At 55.2% G+C, this 21,373-nt stretch carries 21 protein-coding genes (1 of these 21 only partly in view); 9 read left to right on the top strand and 12 right to left on the bottom strand.

Annotation, left to right across the window (positions count from 1 at the left end; all coding sequences use genetic code 11):
- Window positions 1-93: 93 nt before the first annotated feature.
- Window positions 94-603: a hypothetical protein gene (locus BLW97_RS02340; protein WP_075322176.1), complete on the bottom strand. Its 510-nt coding sequence runs from the start codon at window positions 601-603 to the stop codon at window positions 94-96.
- 253 nt (window positions 604-856) lie between these two features.
- On the opposite strand from BLW97_RS02340, the gene BLW97_RS02335 reads away from it, so the two are divergent.
- Both BLW97_RS02335 and BLW97_RS02330 read left to right on the top strand, forming a co-directional pair.
- A complete protein-coding gene (locus BLW97_RS02335; protein ID WP_075322175.1) occupies window positions 857-2,677 on the top strand; it encodes a LysM peptidoglycan-binding domain-containing protein in 1,821 nt (606 codons plus the stop codon).
- A 19-nt stretch (window positions 2,678-2,696) separates the two neighbouring features.
- A complete protein-coding gene (locus BLW97_RS02330; protein WP_010641534.1) occupies window positions 2,697-3,470 on the top strand; it encodes an enoyl-ACP reductase FabI in 774 nt (257 codons plus the stop codon).
- 11 nt (window positions 3,471-3,481) lie between these two features.
- Here the strand turns inward: BLW97_RS02330 and tal are convergent, their stop codons facing one another.
- A complete protein-coding gene (gene tal, locus BLW97_RS02325) occupies window positions 3,482-4,579 on the bottom strand; it encodes a transaldolase (RefSeq protein WP_075322174.1) in 1,098 nt (365 codons plus the stop codon).
- 194 nt (window positions 4,580-4,773) lie between these two features.
- Here tal and BLW97_RS02320 point away from each other — a divergent pair, with 194 nt between their 5' ends.
- From BLW97_RS02320 to gloA, 6 genes are all read left to right on the top strand, one after another.
- Window positions 4,774-4,983, top strand: a complete 210-nt coding sequence (locus BLW97_RS02320; protein ID WP_010641530.1) for a YgaP family membrane protein — start codon at window positions 4,774-4,776, stop codon at window positions 4,981-4,983.
- 111 nt (window positions 4,984-5,094) lie between these two features.
- Window positions 5,095-6,321: an aspartate kinase gene (locus BLW97_RS02315; protein ID WP_010641528.1), complete on the top strand. Its 1,227-nt coding sequence runs from the start codon at window positions 5,095-5,097 to the stop codon at window positions 6,319-6,321.
- Window positions 6,321-7,487: an aspartate aminotransferase family protein gene (locus tag BLW97_RS02310; RefSeq protein ID WP_031575798.1), complete on the top strand. Its 1,167-nt coding sequence runs from the start codon at window positions 6,321-6,323 to the stop codon at window positions 7,485-7,487. The genes BLW97_RS02315 and BLW97_RS02310 overlap by 1 nt, the downstream gene beginning before the upstream one ends.
- Window positions 7,484-8,422, top strand: a complete 939-nt coding sequence (argF, locus tag BLW97_RS02305) for an ornithine carbamoyltransferase (protein ID WP_031575801.1) — start codon at window positions 7,484-7,486, stop codon at window positions 8,420-8,422. The genes BLW97_RS02310 and argF overlap by 4 nt, the downstream gene beginning before the upstream one ends.
- Entirely contained in the window at window positions 8,423-9,622 is a 1,200-nt protein-coding gene (locus tag BLW97_RS02300) for an argininosuccinate synthase (RefSeq protein ID WP_010641523.1), read from the top strand. It abuts the gene before it with no gap.
- 48 nt (window positions 9,623-9,670) lie between these two features.
- Window positions 9,671-10,057, top strand: coding sequence for a lactoylglutathione lyase (gene gloA / locus BLW97_RS02295; RefSeq protein ID WP_010641521.1), 387 nt, complete (start codon window positions 9,671-9,673; stop codon window positions 10,055-10,057).
- Window positions 10,058-10,068: 11 nt separating this feature from the next.
- Here gloA and dnaQ read toward each other — a convergent pair whose 3' ends face one another.
- Genes dnaQ through BLW97_RS02280 form a run of 3 tightly spaced genes read right to left on the bottom strand, consistent with a single transcriptional unit; the run spans window position 10,069 to window position 12,034 of the window.
- On the bottom strand, window positions 10,069-10,797 hold the full coding sequence (gene dnaQ, locus BLW97_RS02290; protein ID WP_075322173.1) for a DNA polymerase III subunit epsilon: 729 nt from the start codon (window positions 10,795-10,797) through the stop codon (window positions 10,069-10,071).
- The gene (gene rnhA / locus BLW97_RS02285) at window positions 10,788-11,264 is read right to left on the bottom strand and encodes a ribonuclease HI (protein WP_010641519.1); all 477 of its coding nucleotides are present in this window, start codon (window positions 11,262-11,264) and stop codon (window positions 10,788-10,790) included. The genes dnaQ and rnhA overlap by 10 nt, the downstream gene beginning before the upstream one ends.
- Window positions 11,264-12,034: a class I SAM-dependent methyltransferase gene (locus BLW97_RS02280; RefSeq protein ID WP_075322172.1), complete on the bottom strand. Its 771-nt coding sequence runs from the start codon at window positions 12,032-12,034 to the stop codon at window positions 11,264-11,266. The genes rnhA and BLW97_RS02280 overlap by 1 nt, the downstream gene beginning before the upstream one ends.
- A 102-nt stretch (window positions 12,035-12,136) precedes the next feature.
- Between BLW97_RS02280 and gloB the strand changes: the two genes are divergently transcribed.
- Entirely contained in the window at window positions 12,137-12,889 is a 753-nt protein-coding gene (gloB, locus tag BLW97_RS02275) for a hydroxyacylglutathione hydrolase (RefSeq protein WP_075322171.1), read from the top strand.
- Here the strand turns inward: gloB and BLW97_RS02270 are convergent.
- The 7 genes in view from BLW97_RS02270 to nusA are tightly spaced (at most 53 nt apart) and all read right to left on the bottom strand, a layout consistent with a single transcriptional unit that may run on beyond the window.
- Window positions 12,886-14,130: a M16 family metallopeptidase gene (locus tag BLW97_RS02270; RefSeq protein WP_242947657.1), complete on the bottom strand. Its 1,245-nt coding sequence runs from the start codon at window positions 14,128-14,130 to the stop codon at window positions 12,886-12,888. The genes gloB and BLW97_RS02270 overlap by 4 nt on opposite strands.
- Before the next feature lie 17 nt (window positions 14,131-14,147).
- Window positions 14,148-16,226 (bottom strand): polyribonucleotide nucleotidyltransferase, encoded by a 2,079-nt coding sequence (pnp, locus tag BLW97_RS02265; protein ID WP_075322169.1) that lies wholly within the window; start codon window positions 16,224-16,226, stop codon window positions 14,148-14,150.
- A 10-nt stretch (window positions 16,227-16,236) separates the two neighbouring features.
- Window positions 16,237-16,506 (bottom strand): 30S ribosomal protein S15, encoded by a 270-nt coding sequence (gene rpsO / locus BLW97_RS02260; protein ID WP_010641513.1) that lies wholly within the window; start codon window positions 16,504-16,506, stop codon window positions 16,237-16,239.
- Window positions 16,507-16,545: 39 nt separating this feature from the next.
- Window positions 16,546-17,427, bottom strand: coding sequence for a tRNA pseudouridine(55) synthase TruB (gene truB, locus BLW97_RS02255; protein ID WP_075322168.1), 882 nt, complete (start codon window positions 17,425-17,427; stop codon window positions 16,546-16,548).
- 2 nt (window positions 17,428-17,429) lie between these two features.
- The gene (locus tag BLW97_RS02250; RefSeq protein ID WP_075322167.1) at window positions 17,430-17,813 is read right to left on the bottom strand and encodes a ribosome-binding factor A; all 384 of its coding nucleotides are present in this window, start codon (window positions 17,811-17,813) and stop codon (window positions 17,430-17,432) included.
- Window positions 17,814-17,822: 9 nt separating this feature from the next.
- Window positions 17,823-20,444: a translation initiation factor IF-2 gene (gene infB / locus BLW97_RS02245; RefSeq protein WP_075322166.1), complete on the bottom strand. Its 2,622-nt coding sequence runs from the start codon at window positions 20,442-20,444 to the stop codon at window positions 17,823-17,825.
- Window positions 20,445-20,497: 53 nt separating this feature from the next.
- Window positions 20,498-21,373, bottom strand: partial view of a transcription termination factor NusA gene (gene nusA, locus BLW97_RS02240; RefSeq protein WP_031575834.1) — the 3' portion only. The gene runs 606 nt beyond the window's last position; 876 of the gene's 1,482 nt are visible here — the last part of the coding sequence; the start codon falls outside the window, past its right edge — the gene reads right to left on this strand; its stop codon occupies window positions 20,498-20,500.

Below are 21,373 nucleotides of genomic sequence, written 5' to 3'. Positions count from 1 at the left end.
TTGTCCAGATGATACAGACGGCGCACTTTGGCTATGGTTTCCATGCAAATCACTCCAGTTTCCTCCCGGCAAATCCGGCAGGATATCAGGTGGTCAATTTACACGCTGTTTTCCACCCAATTCTGGCAACTTTTGCACGCTGTTTAACATCCATGGCCCCGTTTCCTGATGATGGGATTCTTGCAGTATCACTGGAAAAACCAATACAGGACGGGATGCCGTTCCGCCACTTTGGTGTGGAGCGGTCTGCTTCAGGCGAAAACTGTTGCCTCTCACAACCGCCTGGGCGATACCCAGATGGTCCAGCAGCTTTTCATATTCTTTTTGCGCGGCAGGAAGGCCAGAGAACCCGACACCCCTAATGGATGTCATCAACGCCGCTCTGGATGCTACCACATCTCCAGGGGTACCCGTAATATGAAACAGTTGCGTTAATGGACCATCTTGATGCAAAAACATTGGCCCATTCACTAACTGCTGTATGGTCATGGGTCGGATGTTTTGCGCCTGCGCTGCCGACCATGGCGTCATTGCGCCAGTGAGCATCATTATTCCACCTAACCACCATACGGCTTGCCGTTTTTTTGGATTCTTGTCCTGCATGTTTCACTCCTTAGCCTTTAATTACTGTCCGGCAACAGTTACGTTCAAGGCTTTCAAAAATCGACGCGTGAAGCAAGCAAAGCGAGCGGCCTCAAGAAAAGTCGATTGACTCGGGATATTGGTTTTGCTTACTATCCCTAAGATAGCAAGCAAAGCCTGTACCAAGCTGCTGTTTATAATGACATCCTTATTGTGAAGGGTAACGTCTGCGGGACGCCCTATTGTGGATTGAACCCGCCCAGGAAGGAGCAACATGAACAAACGAATAATCGCTATCGCCACTGCGGTGGTGCTAGGGAGCAGCCCTATGGCTTGGGCAGATAGCCAAACCATAGGGCTGCCACAAAGTGACTTACAGGGTGCGGCATCGGTTGGGACCTCTTCAGATTCCAGCGTAAGCAGCCACCCCGGTAATGACAATCTTGCGGCGACACTGCAGCAATTCGAGGCGGCGGGTGCTTTTGGCGACCAGACAGGATCAGGTAACGTCTGGACAAACATTGACCAGGGTCTGCGCCTCAGCAACGTGTCTCGGGTTGAAGTCGATAAATGGCGTACCTGGTTTTTGCAGCATCAGGGCAAACTCGAAGAAATTCTCGGCAATTCTCGCCCCTTCCTCTATTACGTAGTCAACGCCGTTTCTCAACGCGGCTTGCCCATGGAACTGGCTCTGCTGCCTGCCATTGAGAGCGGCTACAATCCTAAAGCTTATTCTCCTGCCGCCGCCGCCGGGCTCTGGCAGTTTGTGCCCGGAACCGCGCGGAGTTTTGGACTGCAAAATACGCGTTACGGGGATCCCCGCCTGAGCCTGACGGCTTCTACCAACGCCGCCCTGGATTACCTGTCTTATTTATACAATTATTTTGGTGGAAACTGGCTCCTGGCGATTGCTGCCTACAATGCCGGACAGGGTACGGTTTCCGCAGCTATCCAACAAAATGTGGCAGCCGGCCAACCTACTGATTTCTGGGATCTGAATCTTCCCGAACAAACTGAAAATTACGTGGCCGAATTATTGGGTCTTGCCCAGGTCATCAAAAATGCCAAGGCTTACCACGTCAGCCTGCCCTACATCCCCAACACGGCCCACATAGCGGTAGTCACCACCCCTAAATCGGTCGCCCTCAATGTCGCTGCCAATCTGATGAATGTCCCTGTGCGCGAATTGCAGCACCTCAATGCCGGAATCAGTTATGGCGTAGTCCCTGCGGACTATCAGCTCGTGGTTCCCAAGGACAAGGCGGCCACCCTGAAAACAGCGCTGTTGACCATGCCGCAGGAGGCTGCAGCCCAGGCTTTGCCCATCGCACAACCGGCCGTCGCTGCCACACCGGTGGCCCAGCCCGTCATCCAGGCACGGCTCAGCCATTTGACGGTACATCCAGGGAACACCCTGTCACAAATAGCCATGCAGGCCGGGGTCAGTGTTCAGCAGATGAAGCAGTGGAATCATTTACGCTCCGCGCGTGACCTGCAGGTGGGCCAGCAACTGGTGGTTTATGGAAGTCATCACCTGGAAAACGCCACTTATAGCCAACCGGCCAATCACTCTCTGGTTGTCCACTCCGGAAATACTCTTTCGGGACTGGCGCAGCAGGCTGGCGTCAGTGTTCAGGACCTGATGCGCTGGAATCATATCCATTCGGCCAATGATCTGCAGGTGGGAGAACATCTCACCGTTTACGGAGGTCATGCCACTCCCGTTTATACGGCAGCACGTCGACAAAGACAGCTGACGGTGCGCCCCGGCGAAAGTCTCTGGCAAATCGCTCAGCGGGCCGGTGTAGGGATCACCGCTATTGCCCATGCGAACCACCTGACCGAGCAATCCGTCATCCATCCGGGTCAGGTCCTGAATATCCCTTCAGAAACCGCCGTAGCGGCTATCAGTGCCCGCCAGGAACGCGCCGCCACCCAGCCGCGCGCAGCGACTTATATTGTTCGCAAAGGCGACACGCTCTGGCAAATTGCCCAGCAGTACCATGTGCAACCCAAGTCTCTCATCCAATGGAACCACCTGGCCTCTGCCAGCGACATTCAGCCGGGCTCACGTCTCACTATCTATACACGCTAAGCAGCACATAGGAGGTTTTATGGGTTTCATGACCGGCAAAAAGGCGCTCATCGTTGGCGTAGCCAATGATCGTTCCATTTGTTGGGGGATCGCGCAGGCCATGCATCGTCAGGGAGCCGAAGTGCTGTTGACCTATCAGGGCGAGCGCACCAAAAGTCGGGTAGAAGAACTGGCTGGACAAATCGGCGCGCCGGAACCCCTGGAACTGGATCTGATGGATGAACAGCAATTGCAGGCGGCTATGGAGCGCGTCCAGTCACTATGGGGTGGCGTCGACATTGGTATCCACGGCGCGGCTTTTGCGCCCAAGGAAGAACTCAGTGGCAGTTATCTGGATGCCACCACCCGCGAAGGCTTCCGTATTGCCCACGAAGTTTCTTCCTACAGCTTCACCGCCATGGCCAAAGCCATGCATCCTTTGATGCAGGGACGCCAAGGCGCTTTACTGGCGCTCAGCTATCTCGGCGCCGAACGGGCCATGGCCAACTACAATGTCATGGGCCTGGCCAAGGCCAGCCTCGAAGCCAGCATTCGTTACCTGGCTTATTCTCTGGGCAGTGATGGCATTCGCGTCAACGCTATTTCCGCAGGTCCCATTCGCACTTTGGCAGCCAGCGGAATCAGTGAATTCCGTAAAATCCTCGACCACTATGCGGAGCATGCTCCCCTCCACCGCAATGTCACCCAGGAAGAAGTGGGCAACACGGCGGCCTTCCTCTGCTCCGACCTTGCCTCAGGCATCACCGGCGAAATTACTTACGTCGATGCCGGCTTCAATACCGTCGGCTTTTAATTCGAAGGCAATCAACCACCATGGGGCATGGCCTTGCCGACCTCCGCCAACATTTCCTCAAAACTTTTGGCGAAGGCGGCCAGCCCTTCCTGCTGTAATTGTTCAGCCACACTGTCCATGTGAATACCCAGCGACTCCAGTCCGGCCATGACTGCCTGTGCCGCGTCCAGATCCTCGCTCACCCGATTCGCGATATGGCCATGATCACGCAGCTTGTTCAGGGTTTCATCCGGCAAGGTATTGATCGTTTCCGGTCCCATCAACGGTTCGACATAGAGTAAGTCTGAGTATTCCGGGTTTTTCGTGCTGGTACTGGCCCAGAGCAGATACTGCGGACGCCCACCGGCCTTGGCCAACTCCGCGAAGCCGTCCCCATGGAAGGTCTCCTGATAGACCTTGTAAGCAACCTTGGCCATGGCCACTGCGGCCTTGCCGCGTAGAGCCAGAGACTCTGCTGTCGCAATTTTTTCGAGCTGCTGATCAACGAGGGTGTCTACCCGTGACAGGAAAAGGCTGGCAACTGCCTTGACCCGGCGGGGGTCGCCGCCTTGTTTTACCCAATGCGCCAAGCCCTGTTGATAAGCCGCAAAAACCTGGTGGACATGTTCCAATCCGAACATGAGGGTGACATTGACTGAAATACCCTCGCCTATCAGCGTGGCCAGTGCCGCAATACCCTGGGGCGTTGCGGGAACCTTGATCAATAAATTGTCACGCTGCACCAATCCCCGCAGACGGCGGGCTTCAGCAACCGTAGCTGCTTCATCATGCGCCAAACGCGGAGATTCCTCCCAGCTCACCCAACCATCATCGCCAGCACTTTCCTGATGCACCGGCTGCAAAAGATCGCAGGCCATCTGCAAATCCTGCAAAACGAGCTGTTCATAAAGTCGCTCGGCAGATTCTGCAGCTTGCCGCAAATCATCCTGATAGTAGGGACTGGAATGAATGGCTTTCTGAAAAATGCTGGGATTGGAGGTAACCCCACTGATTCCATCTGCGCTGATATATTTTCGGAGAATATCATCGTGAATCAGTGTTCTCGACAAATTATCCAACCAGATGCTCTGACCCACCTCTTTGTGCAACGCCCGTAAATCTGTTGTCATCCTTCCATCTCCCCGGAAATCACTGCAGAAACCCGTTTGACTATTCCAGACTGCTCACACGATCTTCTTCATGCAGTTTATTGTAGTTCAAGCCCGGAGAAGATGCTGAGACCATGCACGATTCCCCTATTGCGGCACGGACCGAAGCGGTCTAGTATTCATACCCAGCCCTCTCATTTAAGGACGGCCATATCATGAAAATCATCAAGAACATGAACAGTACCGAGCGTTGGCTGCGCCTTTACTTCGGCGCCATCATTTTTCTCATCTATTTCGTTAATCCCTTCCCCTATCGGGAATGGACCTTTTCGGGGCTTCTCCTCATTGCAACGGGGGTTTTCGGCTATTGCCCGGTGTACTCCTTCCTCAAAAAAACCCGGAAACCGGAAAACCTGTCACAGTAAGCAAGCAGATCTCATAAAAAAGCGCCCTATTGAGGTCTTCTCGCCCCATCCTGTACGAACGCGTCCCAAGGCTTTATGATTTGCCCTTAATTTTTCATAAAATCACTGACAATGGCACTCATCGTACAAAAATTTGGTGGAACATCTGTGGGCAACCCCGAGCGCATTCGCGCGGTTGCCGAAAAAGTCATGGCTACCCATCGGGCCGGGCATCAGGTTGTGGTCGTGGTATCGGCCATGTCTGGCGAGACCGATCGCCTTTTGCAACTGGCGCGAGCCATGGCGGCTCATCCTGCCGAGCGTGAACTGGATACCCTGCTGAGCACCGGAGAACAGGTGACTATTGCCCTGTTGTGCATGGCTTTAGAAGAGATGGGACAAGCGGCCCAGTCTTTTACCGGGACCCAGGTAGCCATTACCACGGATTCTGCCCATACCAAGGCGCGCATTGAACATATTGATGATCATAAAATTCGTTCAGCCCTCGAATCCGGGAAGATCGTAGTGGTTGCCGGTTTCCAGGGCGTCGACCTGCATGGCAATATTACTACTTTGGGACGCGGCGGATCGGACACCACTGCCGTCGCACTGGCGGCTGCCCTGCGTGCCGACGAATGTGATATTTTTACTGATGTAGATGGCATTTACACAACGGATCCGCGCGTGGAGTCGCGAGCGCGGCGCCTTGATCGCATTACTTTTGAAGAAATGCTTGAAATGGCAAGCCTCGGCGCAAAGGTACTGCAGACGCGCTCTGTTGAGTTTGCCATGAAGTACAATGTTCCCGTTCGGGTTTTGTCGTCTTTTCAGGATGGGCCCGGCACCCTGGTTACCAATGAGGAAAATTCTGTGGAAGCTCCCCGCGTTTCTGGCATCGCCTTCTCCCGTAACGAAGCCAAACTCACCATGATTGGCGTTCCTGATCACCCTGGTATTGCCCATTCCATTCTGGGACCCGTCTCAGAAGCCAATATCAACGTGGACGTTATCCTGCAGAATATTTCCGAAGCCGGCAAAACAGATTTCACCTTCACGGTGGATCGTAATGAATACGCCCAGGCCAAAGATATTCTGGGCGCTGTGGCCCAAAAACTGGAAGCCGAAGATGTGCGGGGCGACGACCACATTGTCAAGGTATCAGTAGTAGGCGTCGGCATGCGTTCCCATGCCGGTATTGCCGCCACCATGTTTGCCACCCTGGGCAAGGAAAATATCAATATTCAGATGATTTCCACCTCGGAAATCAAAATTTCTGTGGTCATCGAAGAAAAATATCTTGAACTGGCGGTGCGGGCCCTGCACGCCGCCTTCAACCTGGATGGGGAGGCCCCGGTATAATGCCACTCATGAACAATTATGCACGCCTGCCCGTGGCTTTCAGCCGGGGAGAGGGCGTGTGGCTTTACGACAGCGAAGGACGGCGTTATCTCGATGCCTTGGCGGGTATTGCGGTAGTGGGTCTGGGTCATTGCCACCCTGCCGTCACCCAGGCCCTTCAGTCACAAGCGGGCACTCTGCTGCATACATCCAATCTCTACCAGATTCCCCTGCAGGAAAAACTGGCCGATAGCCTCTGCCGCCTCAGCGGTCTGGATGCTGCCTTTTTCTGTAACAGTGGCGCTGAAGCCAACGAAGCAGCCATCAAAATGGCTCGTCTCCACGGCCATCAGAAAGGCATTGCCGAACCACAGGTTCTGGTATTTACCCAGGCTTTTCATGGCCGAACTCTGGCAGCGCTGACGGCGACGGGCAATTTCCGCATTCAGGAAGGCTTCGCACCGCTGGTACCCGGTTTTGTGCGGGCTCCATATGGCGACAGCAGCACGGTCAGAGGACTGATTGCCGCCAATCCGGCTATTGCTGCCATTCTGGTTGAACCCGTGCAAGGTGAGGGCGGCGTGCGCCCTGCTCCCGAGGGATTTTTAGCGGATCTGCGCAGTATTTGTGATGCCCACGGACTGCTGCTCATGCTCGACGAAGTCCAAACCGGCATCGGTCGTACTGGCAATTTCTTTGCCTATCAACAGCTTGACGGCGCATTTCCGGACGTACTCAGCCTGGCCAAAGGCCTGGGAAACGGGGTACCCATTGGCGCCCTGCTTGCCCGCAAAGCAGCAGCTGACTTGTTTGGGCCAGGTAAACATGGAACGACTTTCGGGGGTGGCCCCCTGGTCTGTGCTGCCGCCCAGGCGGTACTCGACACCATGGAAAACGCCAACATTCCTGCTCAGGCGGCCAAAATGGGGGCACTGTTGCAGCAGAAACTGCGTCATGCCCTGGCTCAGCATCCAGAGGTTCGGGATATACGCGGTATGGGCTTGATGGTCGGTATTGAGCTGGCGCAAAAACCCGAACGTCTGGTAGAGCGGGCTCTGGAAGCAGGCTTACTGATTAATGTCACTGCGGACAAAGTCATTCGGCTATTACCACCACTCATTATTTCTGAATCGGAAATAGATCTGCTGGTTGCCGGGATCGTCCGACTACTGGAACCCACATCATGAAACTACGTCACTTTCTCAGCCTCGCCGATCTCAGCCAAGCCGAACTAAAGGCCTTGCTGGACCGTGCTATTGCTCTCAAGCACATGCAGCGCCAGGGTGAACGGTACATGCCCTTTACCGGACGGACTCTGGCCATGATTTTTGAAAAGTCCTCTACCCGGACCCGGGTTTCCTTTGAGACAGGTATGGCGCAACTGGGCGGACATGCCCTTTTCCTCTCGCCACGCGACACCCAACTCGGTCGCGGAGAAAGCATTGAAGACACCGCCCGGGTGATTTCACGGATGGTAGACATGGTCATGATCCGCACTTTCAGTCATGACAACCTCAAGCTCTTTGCCGCAGCCTCCAGAGTGCCCGTCATCAATGGTCTTTCCGATGACCACCACCCCTGCCAGTTGCTTGCCGATCTCATGACCGCCACCGAACACTGGGGCACACTGGAAGGACGGAGAGTTGCCTATGTAGGAGATGGAGCCAACAACATGGCCCATTCCTGGATGGAGGCCGCACACATTTTCAATTTCAGCCTGCGTATCGGCAGCCCTGCTCCCTATGCTCCCAGCGCCGACATGCTGGCAACCGGGGGAGAATATGTCACCGTCCTCCACGATCCCGTTTCAGCAGTGGAAGGTGCCGATCTGGTTGTAACGGATGTCTGGACCAGCATGGGACAGGAACAGGAGGCCGGGCAGCGCCGCGCCATTCTTCAGGATTTTCAGGTGAATCACACCCTCATGGCTGCTGCTGCACCTGGCGCTTTGTTCATGCACTGCCTTCCGGCACATCGCGGAGAAGAAGTCAGCGCCGACATTATGGATGGTCCCCTTTCGGTCGTCTGGGAAGAGGCGGAAAATCGCCTGCACGCCCAGAAGGCGCTCATGGAATTTTTATTTGGCATCGGCCCTGTGGCCGCTTTGCAAGGAGCTTCTTAAATGGTCAAAAAAGTCGTTCTCGCCTACTCAGGGGGTCTCGATACCTCGGTCATTCTCAAATGGCTGCAAGATCAATATCAATGTGATGTTGTCACCTTTACGGCAGATATCGGTCAGGGTGAAGAAGTAGAGCCAGCCCGCATCAAGGCAGAAAAGCTCGGTGCCAAGGAAATATTCATTGACGACCTCCGTCAGGAATTTGTCCGCGATTATGTATTTCCCATGTTTCGCGCCAATACCATTTATGAGGGGGAATACCTGCTGGGGACTTCCATTGCCCGGCCCCTTATCGCCAAGCGCATGGTGGAAATTGCCGCTGAAGTAGGTGCTGATGCCGTTGCTCATGGAGCCACCGGCAAGGGCAACGATCAGGTCCGCTTTGAACTGGGTGCTTACGCCCTGAACCCGGCCATTCAGGTCATTGCTCCCTGGCGGGAATGGGACCTGAACTCCCGTGAAAAGCTCCTCAAGTATGCCGAAAAACACGGCATTCCTGTGGAAAAACATGGTAAAAAGTCGCCCTACTCCATGGATGCCAATCTTCTCCATATTTCCTATGAAGGCGGCATTCTGGAAGACCCCTGGGCGGAGGCCGAAGAGAGCATGTGGCGCTGGACTACAGCGCCTGAGAAAGCACCGGATCAACCCCGCTATCTGGAAATCACCTATGCCCATGGTGATCCCATCGCGGTGGACGGTGAAGCCCTGAATCCTGAGCAATTACTGGCGCACCTCAATACCGTAGGTGGCGAGCATGGCGTTGGCCGTCTGGATATTGTCGAGAACCGTTATGTCGGCATGAAGTCGCGAGGCTGCTATGAAACGCCTGGCGGCAACATTTTGCTCAAGGCCCATCGCGCCATTGAATCCATTACCCTCGATCGGGAAGTCGCCCATCTCAAGGATGAGCTGATGCCCCGCTATGCCAGCATTGTCTACAATGGCTTCTGGTGGAGTCCGGAACGCCGCGCTCTGCAGACCCTGATCGACCAGACCCAGCGTCTGGTGAGCGGCGTGGTTCGCGTCAAGCTCTTTAAGGGGACCTGCAGTGTAGTCGGTCGCAAGTCTCAGGAAAGTCTGTTTGATCCCCGCATTGCGACCTTCGAAGATGATGCTGGCGCCTATAATCAGAAAGATGCAGAAGGGTTCATCAAGCTCAACGCCCTGCGTCTGCGGATTGAAAAACGCTTGCAGGGGTAATACATCTCTGGACAAAAACCGCACAGTAACCTGTGCAAGGAGAGTCAAATGCGTCTTTTACATACCATGCTACGGGTGGGTGATTTGGATCGCTCCATCCAGTTTTATACGGAAGTCCTCGGCATGCATCTGTTACGCCGCAAAGATTATCCCGACGGCAAGTTTACCCTCGCTTTTGTGGGCTATCAGGAGGAAAGCGCCGGAGCCGTCATTGAGCTGACCTACAATTGGGGCGTAGATCATTACTCACTCGGTGATGCCTTCGGGCATATTGCCCTGGAAGTGGAAAATGCCGCTGCGGCTTGCGATGCCATTCGTGGGCGGGGTGGCAAAGTGGTGCGCGAAGCAGGACCTATGAAACACGGCAGTACCATCATTGCCTTTGTGGAAGATCCTGACGGTTACCGCATCGAGCTCATTGAGCACAAACAATAAGTTACGGCGCTTTATGGCGCATTCCATAGAGCTTTTCCGCCCATATCCTCTAAATATTGGGCATGCAGGGCGGTTTCTTCCGCAGTAGCGCGAATAACCCGCAATCGCGGCCGCCCTGCTACCGTGCTGCTGTTGAATTGAGCAATTTGCACAGAAGTCGCAGAATCTCGGGAAGACTCCGTTCCCGACTGCTCCTCTGAAGCATTCAACAAGCCCATCATATCCACCTGCCCACCGGTCATAGCGAGATAGACCTTGGCCAGGATTTCGCAATCCAGCAAAGCGCCGTGCAGCTCACGGTGACTATTGTCGACATTATATCGTCGGCACAGGCTGTTCAGGTCATTTTTCTGCCCGGGATGACGACGACGGGCATCCACCAAAGTATCCAGAACTTTATGATTCAGAGGCTTTTTTTCTATTTTTCCGAGTTCATGGTTCAAAAAACCCAGATCAAAGGGCGCATTGTGAATGATCAGCTCTGCATCACCCAGATAGTTCAGAAAGTTCTCAGCCACTTCGGCGAATAATGGTTTGTCCGCAAGAAACGCATCGGTGAGGCCATGCACACGCAGGGCTTCGGGATCACTGCTGCGCTGGGGGTTGAGGTACTGCTGGTAATTATTCCCCGTCAAACGGCGATCCAGCAACTCTACCGCGCCAATTTCAATGACCCGATGACCCTGTTTCCAGTCAATACCAGTCGTTTCTGTATCCAGCACCACCTGTCTTAAAGCCATCCTTCCCCCTCTTCGCGCTGCTGGTGCGCGCCGTACTGATTCATGACCTGATTCAACAGGGCATCGACCTTTTCATTTTCCACATGACCGGAATGCCCGCGCACCCATTCCCATTCTACCTCATGGGGAGCAGAGGCTTTTACCAGAAGCTCCCAGATATCCTGATTTTTGACTGGATCCCCACCCGCCGTGCGCCAGCCGCGCCGTTGCCAACCTGGCAACCACTGGGTCATACCATCACGCAAATAACGGGAATCACTGATCACGCGGACCCGGGTTGGACGTTTCAGGGCTTCGAGACCGCGCAGAGCCGCTGTCAATTCCATGCGGTTGTTGGTGGTTTCCGGTTCAAATCCCCAGAGCACCTTCTCCTGTGTTTCGCGCCGCAACCAGGCACCCCAGGCCCCGATGCCGGGATTACCTCGGCAACCCCCATCCGTAAACAATTCCACAATTTTATCCGTCATCATCCCAGCTCCGAGTGATCATAAGCTGCCGGGGCTTCAGAGCTGACTTTACGACGCTCCCGACGCATTTTTACGGGCGTAGCCAAGCCGACCAAAGGTCGCTCAGGGTCACGGCGTTGGGCCAGCAATAAATAAGCGTTTGCACCCGCCGGCCACCAGCGGTCACCCACGAGCTCCATCCATTGTGCATTTTTTTCCAAACCCGGCAGGGTATACTGAAAGTAGCGCCCCTCTTTCAGTATAAAATCCTGATTTTCGAGCAGGGTACGCAACTTCCCTAAGGGCAGAAAGGGACGACGCCAGGGCCAGGCCCGATCCCGCCGCCATAAACGCCAGCGGCGCATGAAGCTCAAGCTCCCCCCGGGATTAAAATCCATGATCAATACATGACCTTCAGGGCGCAGCACCCGCCAGCATTCGTCCAGCACCGCTTCAGGATCACCCATTCGACTCAAACAAAAGGGAACAATAACCAGATCAAAGCGCATGGGCGCAAAGGGCATATCCGGACAGGCCCCGCAAACCTGCAAATAAGCTTCCGGTGGCAATGCGGCGCCATCATTCAGCAACACCCAGGTTCGCTCTGTGCCTGGAGGCATTCCCCAGAACAGCGGTTGCCCCAGTTGCAAAACCGTTTCCGGCTGCAAACGCTCAATCCAGCGTGGGAGAATATCTCGAGCCCGATCCAGCAGCAGACGTCCGGCACCACTATCCCACCACACGGCAGCCCGTTGTTCTTGCGGCCGGCTAAGACGTCCCCGCCCCGGCATTTCAGTAAAACCGCTTCAACATGACAAAAAACCCAAGTGTGCGTGACCCCAACCAACTCCCATAGTAGGCTTATGGTAACCCGCTTGCCCTGAGAACCAAACATGTCTGTGCATTTCATTCCTGCATTTGCGGATAACTACATTTATGTGCTGGAAAGCAGCGCCGGTGTCTGGATTGTCGATCCCGGCGACGCCGAACCGGTTTTTCAATGGCTTGCGCCCAGACAGATGGTGCCGACGGCCATACTCTGCACGCATCATCATGCCGATCATACAGGGGGCGTAGCTGCCCTCGCCGACCATTTCCGCATTCCTGTCTACGGTGCCAATAAGCGGATACCCGCCCTGACCCATCCCGTTGCTGCCGGAAAACTGGCCATTGGCTCCGCAGAAATCCAGGTCATGGAAGTTCCGGGTCATACCCGGGATCACATCGCTTATGTCTGGAATGCGTCTCTGTTTTGCGGAGACACACTTTTTGCTGCCGGCTGCGGACGGATCTTTGAAGGTACTCCCGAGATGTTGTTCCATAGCTTGCAGCAGCTTGCCGCGCTTCCTCCGGAGACAGCGGTGTACTGCGCCCACGAATACACCGAGAATAATTTGCGTTTTGCAGCTTTGGTGGATCCCGGCAACCCGGTTATTCGGGACAGACAAATACAAGCCCAAAAGCAGCGCGAGCGTGGACAACCCACCTTGCCGTCAAGCATTGCTCTGGAACGCGCCAGCAATCCTTTTCTGCGCTGTGCTGATCCTGCGCTGATTGCCAGTGCCCGGCACTTTGACCCCCTCAGCGGCGGCACGGCATTATCTGTATTTACCGCTTTGCGACGCTGGAAGGACCAGTTTTCCTAAGTCTTGCGGCGTGAGGGTAAGCAGCTCATTTCCAGGCGTTGTTCCCAGGCTTCGCGCAAAACCCGACGTACGGCTTCTGCATCCACAAGCTCCAGTTTCTGCAAGGATTGTTCTGCCGAATGCAGGCGGCCCAGATAAAGCCACTGGCGAGCCAGCCGACTCATGCGCACTTCGGCATCTTCCTGTCCGAGCAACAACTGAATCCGCAAGCTGCGTTTTGCCCAGAGCATATCGCTCGAACCGGGTCCCTCACTCAGCAATTTAGACAGCACTTCGGACATCGCCTTGCCGGCTTCATGGGCTTTATCTTCCGGGGTGGCTACATACAACGACCATTCGCCACAGTCGCGCAAAGCATCCAGATGGGAAAATACCTGATACGCCAATCCACGCCTTTCCCGGAGTTCCCGGAATAAATAAGAGGCGGTGCCTCCACCCAGAATGGCATTAGCCACCACATGAGCGAGATAGTCTTCTGATTCGACGGAACAAGCTGGTGCCATCCAGACCAAATGCGCCTGACGGGCTTCTGAACGACGCAGATTTTTTTTACCAAGCTGAAAGTGGGGGGGCAAGCCATTTTGCAGGGGGGCCGGACGACGCGTTTCGGGAAAGGCATGCTGCACCCATCCACACAAACGCTCATGATCCACAGCACCGACTGCCGTAACAATCAGGGGCGATTCGGCCAAAACCCGCTCGTGATAGGCCTGTATGCGTTTACGGCTGGCTGCACGAATACAGCTGGCCTTGCCCAACACGGGCCAAGCCAGGGGGTGCTCTCCCCAAATTTCCAATAAGGCCCGTTCCTGTACCCAGTCTTCCAGGTCCTCGGCAGCCATGGCGGCCTCCTGGGCGACCACCTGTTTTTCCAGACGTAAATCCGCGTGATCAAAACGTGGGTGCGTGAGCATTTCACTGAGCAGCACAAAAGCTTCCTGAGCATCCTCGGCCAGCACCGTGCCATGGAAAACAGTACTCTCACGATCGGTGAACGCATTGATGGTCCCGCCCAGGGATTCCATCGCTGCATTCAGTGCATCTCCATCTCTTTTGGTACTGCCCTTGAAGAGCATGTGTTCCAGGAGATGGGCAAAACCGTTTTCGTCTGCAGCCTGATCACGACTACCATTTCCCAAGGTCAGGGACAGGGCCACGCTTTGTCGACCCGGCAAGCTTTCGCTGAGAACGACTACGCCGTTATCCAGCGTGCTTACAGAAGCTTCGATATTTTTTGTCAAAACCGCCAAATCCAGAATTACTGGGTAATGTCCTTCATGCTGAGCTTGATTTTGCCCTGACGATCAACTTCCAGAACTTTCACCCGCACTGCCTGCCCTTCCTTGAGGTAGTCGTGGACATCACTGACCCGCTCGCTGCTGATCTGGGAAATGTGCAGCAGACCATCACGCCCCGGAAGAATGGTGACAAAAGCGCCAAAGTCCATGATCTTTGCCACTTTACCATCATATATGGTATCCACCTGTACTTCCGCCGTCAGCAGTTCAATCCGCCGACGGGCGGCAGCGCCGGCTTCACTGTCCACCGTGGCAATGGTGACCGTACCATTATCCTGAATATCAATGGCAGCACCAGTTTCTTCCGTCAAGGCGCGAATGACTTTGCCGCCCGGCCCGATGACATCACGGATTTTGTCCGGGTTGATGTGTATGGTAATAATGCGCGGGGCGTTATCCGAAAGTTCGACGCGGCCTTTTTCGAGTACCGCATTCATCAGACCCAGAATATGAAGACGTCCGGCATGGGCCTGTTTTAGGGCTGCAGCCATGATTTCACGGGTAATACCGTCAATTTTGATATCCATCTGCAGGGCAGTCACACCCTGTTCGGTACCCGCCACCTTGAAATCCATGTCACCCAGATGATCTTCATCACCCAGGATATCGGTCAGGACAGCAAAGCGCTCACCTTCCTTGATCAGTCCCATGGCGACTCCGGCAACGGGGGCCTTCAACGGAACACCGGCATCCATCAGGGCCAATGAAGCGCCGCACACCGTCGCCATACTGGAAGAACCATTGGACTCCAGCACTTCTGAAACCACCCGCAGGCTGTAGGGAAATTCGCTGGGCTCAGGCAGCACTGCGGCTACTGCCCGTTTTGCCAGACGACCGTGACCAATTTCACGGCGCTTGGGTGACCCCACCATGCCCGTTTCGCCGGTGGAAAATGGCGGGAAATTATAATGGAGCATGAAGCGATCACGACTTTCTCCCTGAAGAGCGTCGATAATCTGCTCATCGCCCTTGGTTCCCAAAGTTGCGACGACCAGAGCCTGGGTTTCACCCCGGGTAAACAGGGCCGAACCATGGGTGCGAGGTAAAACCCCCGCCTCAATCGTAATGGGTCGCACGGTCTTGGTGTCCCGCCCATCAATGCGCGGCGCACCATCCAGAATCCGCCCCCGGACAATACCGGTTTCGATTTTTTTAACAAAACCACGCACCATGTCTGCCCGCTGCGCATCTTCTGCGGCTAATTCTGCAACCATGTGCTGCTGAATTTCTTCAAGCTTTTTACTACGCGCCTGTTTTTCTACCAACGAGTAGGCTTCCTGCAGCAAGCCCGAAGCCTTGGCCTGCACCTGCTGACCCAAAGCCTCATCGGCTACGGGTGCCACCCAGTTCCAGCCGGTCTTACCCACTTCATGGGCCAGGGCCTCAATAGCCTCAATGACCGGCTGGAATCCGGCGTGCCCAAACATGACGGCCTCAAGCATCACTTCTTCAGACAGTTGCTGGGCTTCTGATTCCACCATCAACACCGCATTACGGGTTCCGGCCACGACCAGATCCAACTGCGATTCAGCCAATTGGGCAGCGCTGGGATTCAGGACATATTGTCCATTGACGTAACCCACCCGGGCGCCCCCAATAGGACCTCTGAACGGAATACCGGAAATCGCCAAGGCTGCCGAAGCACCAAGCATCGCCAGAATGTCTGGGTCATGATCGCGATCCACAGAAAGAACCGTGGCGATGACCTGCACTTCATTCATGAATCCTTTGGGAAACAAGGGACGGATGGGTCGATCAATCAGTCGCGAGGTCAGGGTTTCTTTTTCAGTTGGCCGACCTTCGCGCTTGAAGAAGCCCCCCGGAATTTTACCGGCAGCATAGGCTTTTTCCTGATAATTGACCGTCAAGGGAAAGAAGTCCTGACCGGGTTTCATTTCACGACGGCCAACGGCCGTCACCAGAACCACTGTGTCGCCACTGGAAACCAGTACCGCCCCATCAGCCTGACGCGCCATACGTCCTGTTTCCAGGTGCAGGGGCTGTCCGCCGAAATCCAACTCTTTCCGAATGATGGCCAAAACCTTCTCCTTACTTACGCAGACCCAGACGCTCAATCAGCGAACGATACCGATTCACATCACGCTTTTTGAGGTAGTCCAGCAGCTTGCGGCGTTGGCCCACCATTTTCAGCAATCCTTGACGGGAATGATGATCATGCTTGTTAATTTTGAAATGATCAGCCAATCCTTCAATACGAGTGGTCAAAAGGGCGACCTGCACTTCGGGAGAACCCGTATCTCCTGCATGGGTAGCATAACCCTGAACAACATCTGCTTTGACTTCACGCGACAGCGACATAAATTCTTCTCCTCGGAACTTCTAAAAAAACAATACTCCCTAGTTTACGCTCATGAGGCGGCGTGGCGCCACCTTTCCGTCGTCCATGACCTCTCCCAGACCGAGAAACTGCGCACCCGGTCCGTAAAGGCGAATACGTCCCAGAGAAGGTGCATGTGCCACCACCACACCCTGCCCCTGACGCAAATAATAAGCGGTGTTCTCCGTCAGGGTGACGGCGGGCAGATACTCCAGTGCCAGATCCATCGCCTTTAACGGACATTCACCCTGTTTCTGCTGCTCTGCCAACGCTTCCAGAGTAAATGCGTCCTCGATCCTGAATGGCCCTGTGCACGTTCGTCGCAACGCTTCGACATGAGCCCCACAACCCAAGGCCGCGCCCAAATCCATCGCCAGACTGCGAATGTAGGTTCCTTTGGAACAATCCACATCCATGACCAGGCGATTCCCGGTGAACTCTACCAGGCGCAAACCGTCAATGCGCACCTGACGCGGCGCCCTTTCCACCTCAATCCCTTTACGAGCCAGCTCGTACAAAGGCTTGCCACCCTGCTTGATGGCCGAGTACATGGGAGGAATCTGGGCAATTTCTCCCAGAAAACGCGGGAGCATGGCCTCGATATCGGCGCGCTCTACCGTGACCGCTTTTTCTTCCAGAATCTCGCCCTCACGATCACCCGTGCTGGTTGTCTGTCCCAGCCGCAGGGTCGCCCGGTAGGACTTGTCGGCATTCAGAATGTAATCAGAGACTTTAGTCGCCTCACCAAAGAGCAATACCAGCAGCCCGGTGGCAATGGGATCCAGGCTGCCGGTATGTCCCGCTTTTTTGATTCCCATAATCCGCTTGGCGCGCTGCAGGGTCGCATTGGAGGTTAAACCCTCCGGCTTATCGAGCAACAACAGGCCATGCTGACAGGTCATGATCACGCTTCCTCATCTGCAGCGGGCGGCAAATGCGCCAGAATTTCTGCCATTTCAGCACCCCGATCAAAGCGCGCATCATAAACAAAGTGCAATGGCGGAATCCGCCGCAAGGCCAGCCGCTTCCCCAGTATCTGACGCATTTCTCCCGCCCGGGCATCGAGGATCTGGCGGACCACAGCGGCGCGCCCGGGACCATCCATCAGGGAAAAGAAAACGGTTGCCGAACGCATGTCAGCTGGCAAGTCGACCATGGTTATGCTGGGCGGCAAGAGCGCCAGATCAGCAGGAAGGCCATGCAACTCGCGCAACAGCGCGGCAATTTCTTCACGGAGCAGGTGAGATACCCTGGCGCCGCGCGGATAAGCACGATGAGTATGCTGCAACGCCAACTCCTAGACCGTACGCGCGACTTCAGTGGTTTCGTAGGCCTCAATGATATCCCCGTTTTTGAGGTCATTGTAATTGCGCAGACCGATACCACACTCGAAACCTTCCCGGACTTCCTTGGCGTCATCCTTGAAGCGGCGCAAAGAATCCATTTCACCGCTGTGGATGACCACGTCCTGTCGCAGCACGCGGACCTTGGCATTACGGCGGACAACGCCATCGATGACCATACAGCCGGCGATCGTACCCACTTTGGGAACCCGGAATGTTTCGCGGACCTCAGCATGACCAATGATTTTTTCACGGATTTCCGGTGCCAGCATACCACTCATGGCGGCTTTGACTTCATCCACGGCATCATAAATCACGCTGTGATAACGTACATCTACACCAGTGCTTTCGATGAGGCGACGGGCCTGAGCTTCCGCCCGTACATTAAAGCCGATAAGCACCGCTTGCGAAGCTGCCGCCAGATTCACATCCGATTCGGTAATACCTCCCACACCCGAGTGAATAACGGTCACTTTTACTTCTGAAGTGGAAAGGCGCTCCAGCGTCGTACTCAATGCTTCTACCGAACCTTGCACGTCAGCCTTGATCAACAGATTCAACTGCTGCAACTGACCATCCGCAGCGGCTTCGAAGAGACTTTCCAGGGAAGCCTTCTGGTTTTTGGCAAGACGCACATCACGGAACTTGCCCTGACGGAACAGCGCGACTTCACGCGCCTTGCGCTCATCGGCCACAACCACAACCTCGTCACCCGCATGGGGAACATCACTGAGGCCGAGAACCTCGGCAGGCAAACCGGGGCCTACTTCCTGCGTACTTTGTCCGGCATCATTAACCAGCGCTTTCACGCGCCCAAACTGGGCTCCCGCCAGGAGCATATCCCCAGCATGCAGGGTACCCTGCCGAACCAGTACCGTGGCCACTACACCCCGACCCCGATCAAGACGGGACTCAATGACCACACCCTTGGCCGGACCATTACTCTGCACATCCAGTTCGAGCATTTCCGCCTGCAACAGGATCGCATCCAGGAGATCATCAATATGCAGACCCGCCTTGGCCGAAACATTCACAAACTGCGCGTCTCCACCCCATTCTTCAGGAACCACCTCATGACCTGCCAACTCCTGTCGGATCCGTTCAGGGTCCACTCCGGGTTTGTCGATTTTGTTGACGGCCACAACAATCGGCACATGTGCCGCCTTGGCATGATGGATGGCTTCAATGGTTTGCGGCATCACACCGTCATCTGCCGCCACTACCAGAACGACAATATCGGTAGCCTGAGCACCTCGGGCCCGCATGGCGGTAAAGGCTTCATGGCCTGGGGTATCCAGAAAAGTTACCATCCCTTTGGGCGTTTCCACATGATAAGCACCAATATGCTGGGTGATTCCTCCTGCTTCCCCACTGGCTACCTGCGCCGAACGAATCCGGTCCAGCAGTGAGGTTTTACCATGGTCTACATGCCCCATTACCGTGACCACGGGGGGCCGTCTGCCAATAATCGGGGTCTCCGTACTGCCTTCATCCATCAGGAAGGCTTCGGGACTGGTCATGGCTACCATCTTGACCTTATGACCTAATTCTTCAACGACAATAGCCGCCGTTTCCTGGTCAATCACCTGATTGATGGTCGCCATCACGCCCATTTTCATCATGGCCTTGATGACATCCGTGGCCTTGATCGCCATGCGGCTGGCCAATTCACCCACCGTAATGGTTTCGGGAACGGCTACTTCGCGAATCACCGGTGCCATGATGGCTTCATTGCCCATCTGCGCACCGCGATTCCGGTTTTTCTTGTCTCCAGGTTTACGCCGACGTCCTAAAGCATCGGCATTGCCGCCCTCATCATTACGACGTGGACCACGCCGTCCGGCACCGGAACGATCATCCTCTCCACGACCTGCCGGGCCTGCTTTTTTACCACGCGGCGGGGCCGAGGGTGCTTTAGCCGGGGCAGTTGCTGCGGGACGCGGGCGTTCGCTGACTGGAGCACGGTTACGATCCGGTGCCGCAGCGCGTTCGCTATGGGCACGGGTAGCAGGCTGACGTTCAGCGCCTGGCGCTTTTGGCTCCACTGCCGGTATAGCTTCGGGGGTTGTCACCACGGGTTGCGCTACCGATTCTACCGGTTCGGGAGCATCCTGCTGGGCGACAGGGGCGGCTGAGTCCTGGACAGTCTCCGTGACGGCAACGTCAACGGGGCTCACCAGCGTCTCGATCTCGGGGGGCGATGTTTCGACGGCTGTAACCGGCTCAGCAACCTGACTTTCCGCAACAGGCAACTGTTCTACCGGTTCATCTGCGGTCACCTCACGTTTGACGTAGGTTCTCTTACGCCGGACCTCCACCTGTACAGTACGGGATTTTCCCGCACCGACCGACTGCTTGATTTCAGAGGTGCTGGTACGGTTCAGGGTGATCCGCCGCAGCTCGCCACTTCCTTCTCCATGGGCACTGCGTAACGAAGCCAGCAACCGATGTTTGTCGTCTTCAGTGACTACATCGTCGGCTGTTTTTTTCACGATGCCCGCAGCATTCAACTGCTCCAACAAGCGCGCATGGGTTACACCTAATTCAGCTGCAAAATTGGCGACAGTTACCGTCATAATCCTCTTTCTCCAAAACCACTTGTTCGCACAATGCGTTCACAGGGTTCGTATTAAGCAAACCAGGGCGCACGCGCCTCCAGAATAAGAGCTTTCGCACGCTCTTCATCAATCCCGACCATCTCACATAACTCGCTGGCTGCCAGCTCCGCCAAATCTTCAGCAGTGGCCACACCCTTGCTGGCCAGCAGATGGGCCAGGCCTTTATCCATTTCTTTCAGGCTTAGCAGGTCCTCACCAGGTTCGCTTAAGGCCACCTGTTCTTCCTGGGCAATGGCTTTGTTCAAAAGCATATCGCGCGCCCGACGCCGCAGTTCGCTGACCAGTTCTTCATCAAGCCCTTCAATTTCCATCATCTCGGCAACTGGCACATATGCCACTTCTTCAATCGAGGTAAAGCCCTCGCTGACCAGCAGTTGCGCCAGATCTTCATCCACGCCCAACTCTTGAACAAAATGATTCAGGAACTTGGAATCTTCTTCGTCACGTTTGGCCTGGGCTTCTTCTTCCGTCAGGATATTGATGGTCCATCCTGTCAACTGCGTGGCCAGGCGCACATTTTGCCCGCCGCGTCCGATGGCCTGCGAGAGGTTTTCAGCATCGACGACCACATCCATACTGTGGGTATTTTCATCTACCACAATACTCGACACTTCGGCCGGTGATAAGGCATTGATGACATAACTTGCCGGATCTGCCGACCAGATGACGATATCAATACGCTCACCCTTGAGTTCGTTGATAACCGTCTGGACGCGGTTACCGCGCAAGCCGACACAGGCACCCACTGGATCCACCCGAGGGTCATTGGAGCGCACCGCCAGTTTCGCGCGCAAGCCAGGATCCCGTGCCGCACCCATGATTTCGATCATACCATTACCGATTTCCGGCACTTCCTGGGCAAACAGCCTGATCAACAATTCGGGGCT

Origin of the sequence: Acidithiobacillus albertensis (assembly GCF_001931655.1) — a bacterium.
Taxonomy (GTDB): Bacteria; Pseudomonadota; Gammaproteobacteria; order Acidithiobacillales; family Acidithiobacillaceae; genus Acidithiobacillus; species Acidithiobacillus thiooxidans.
This window is presented reverse-complemented; position numbering and strand designations above follow the sequence as displayed.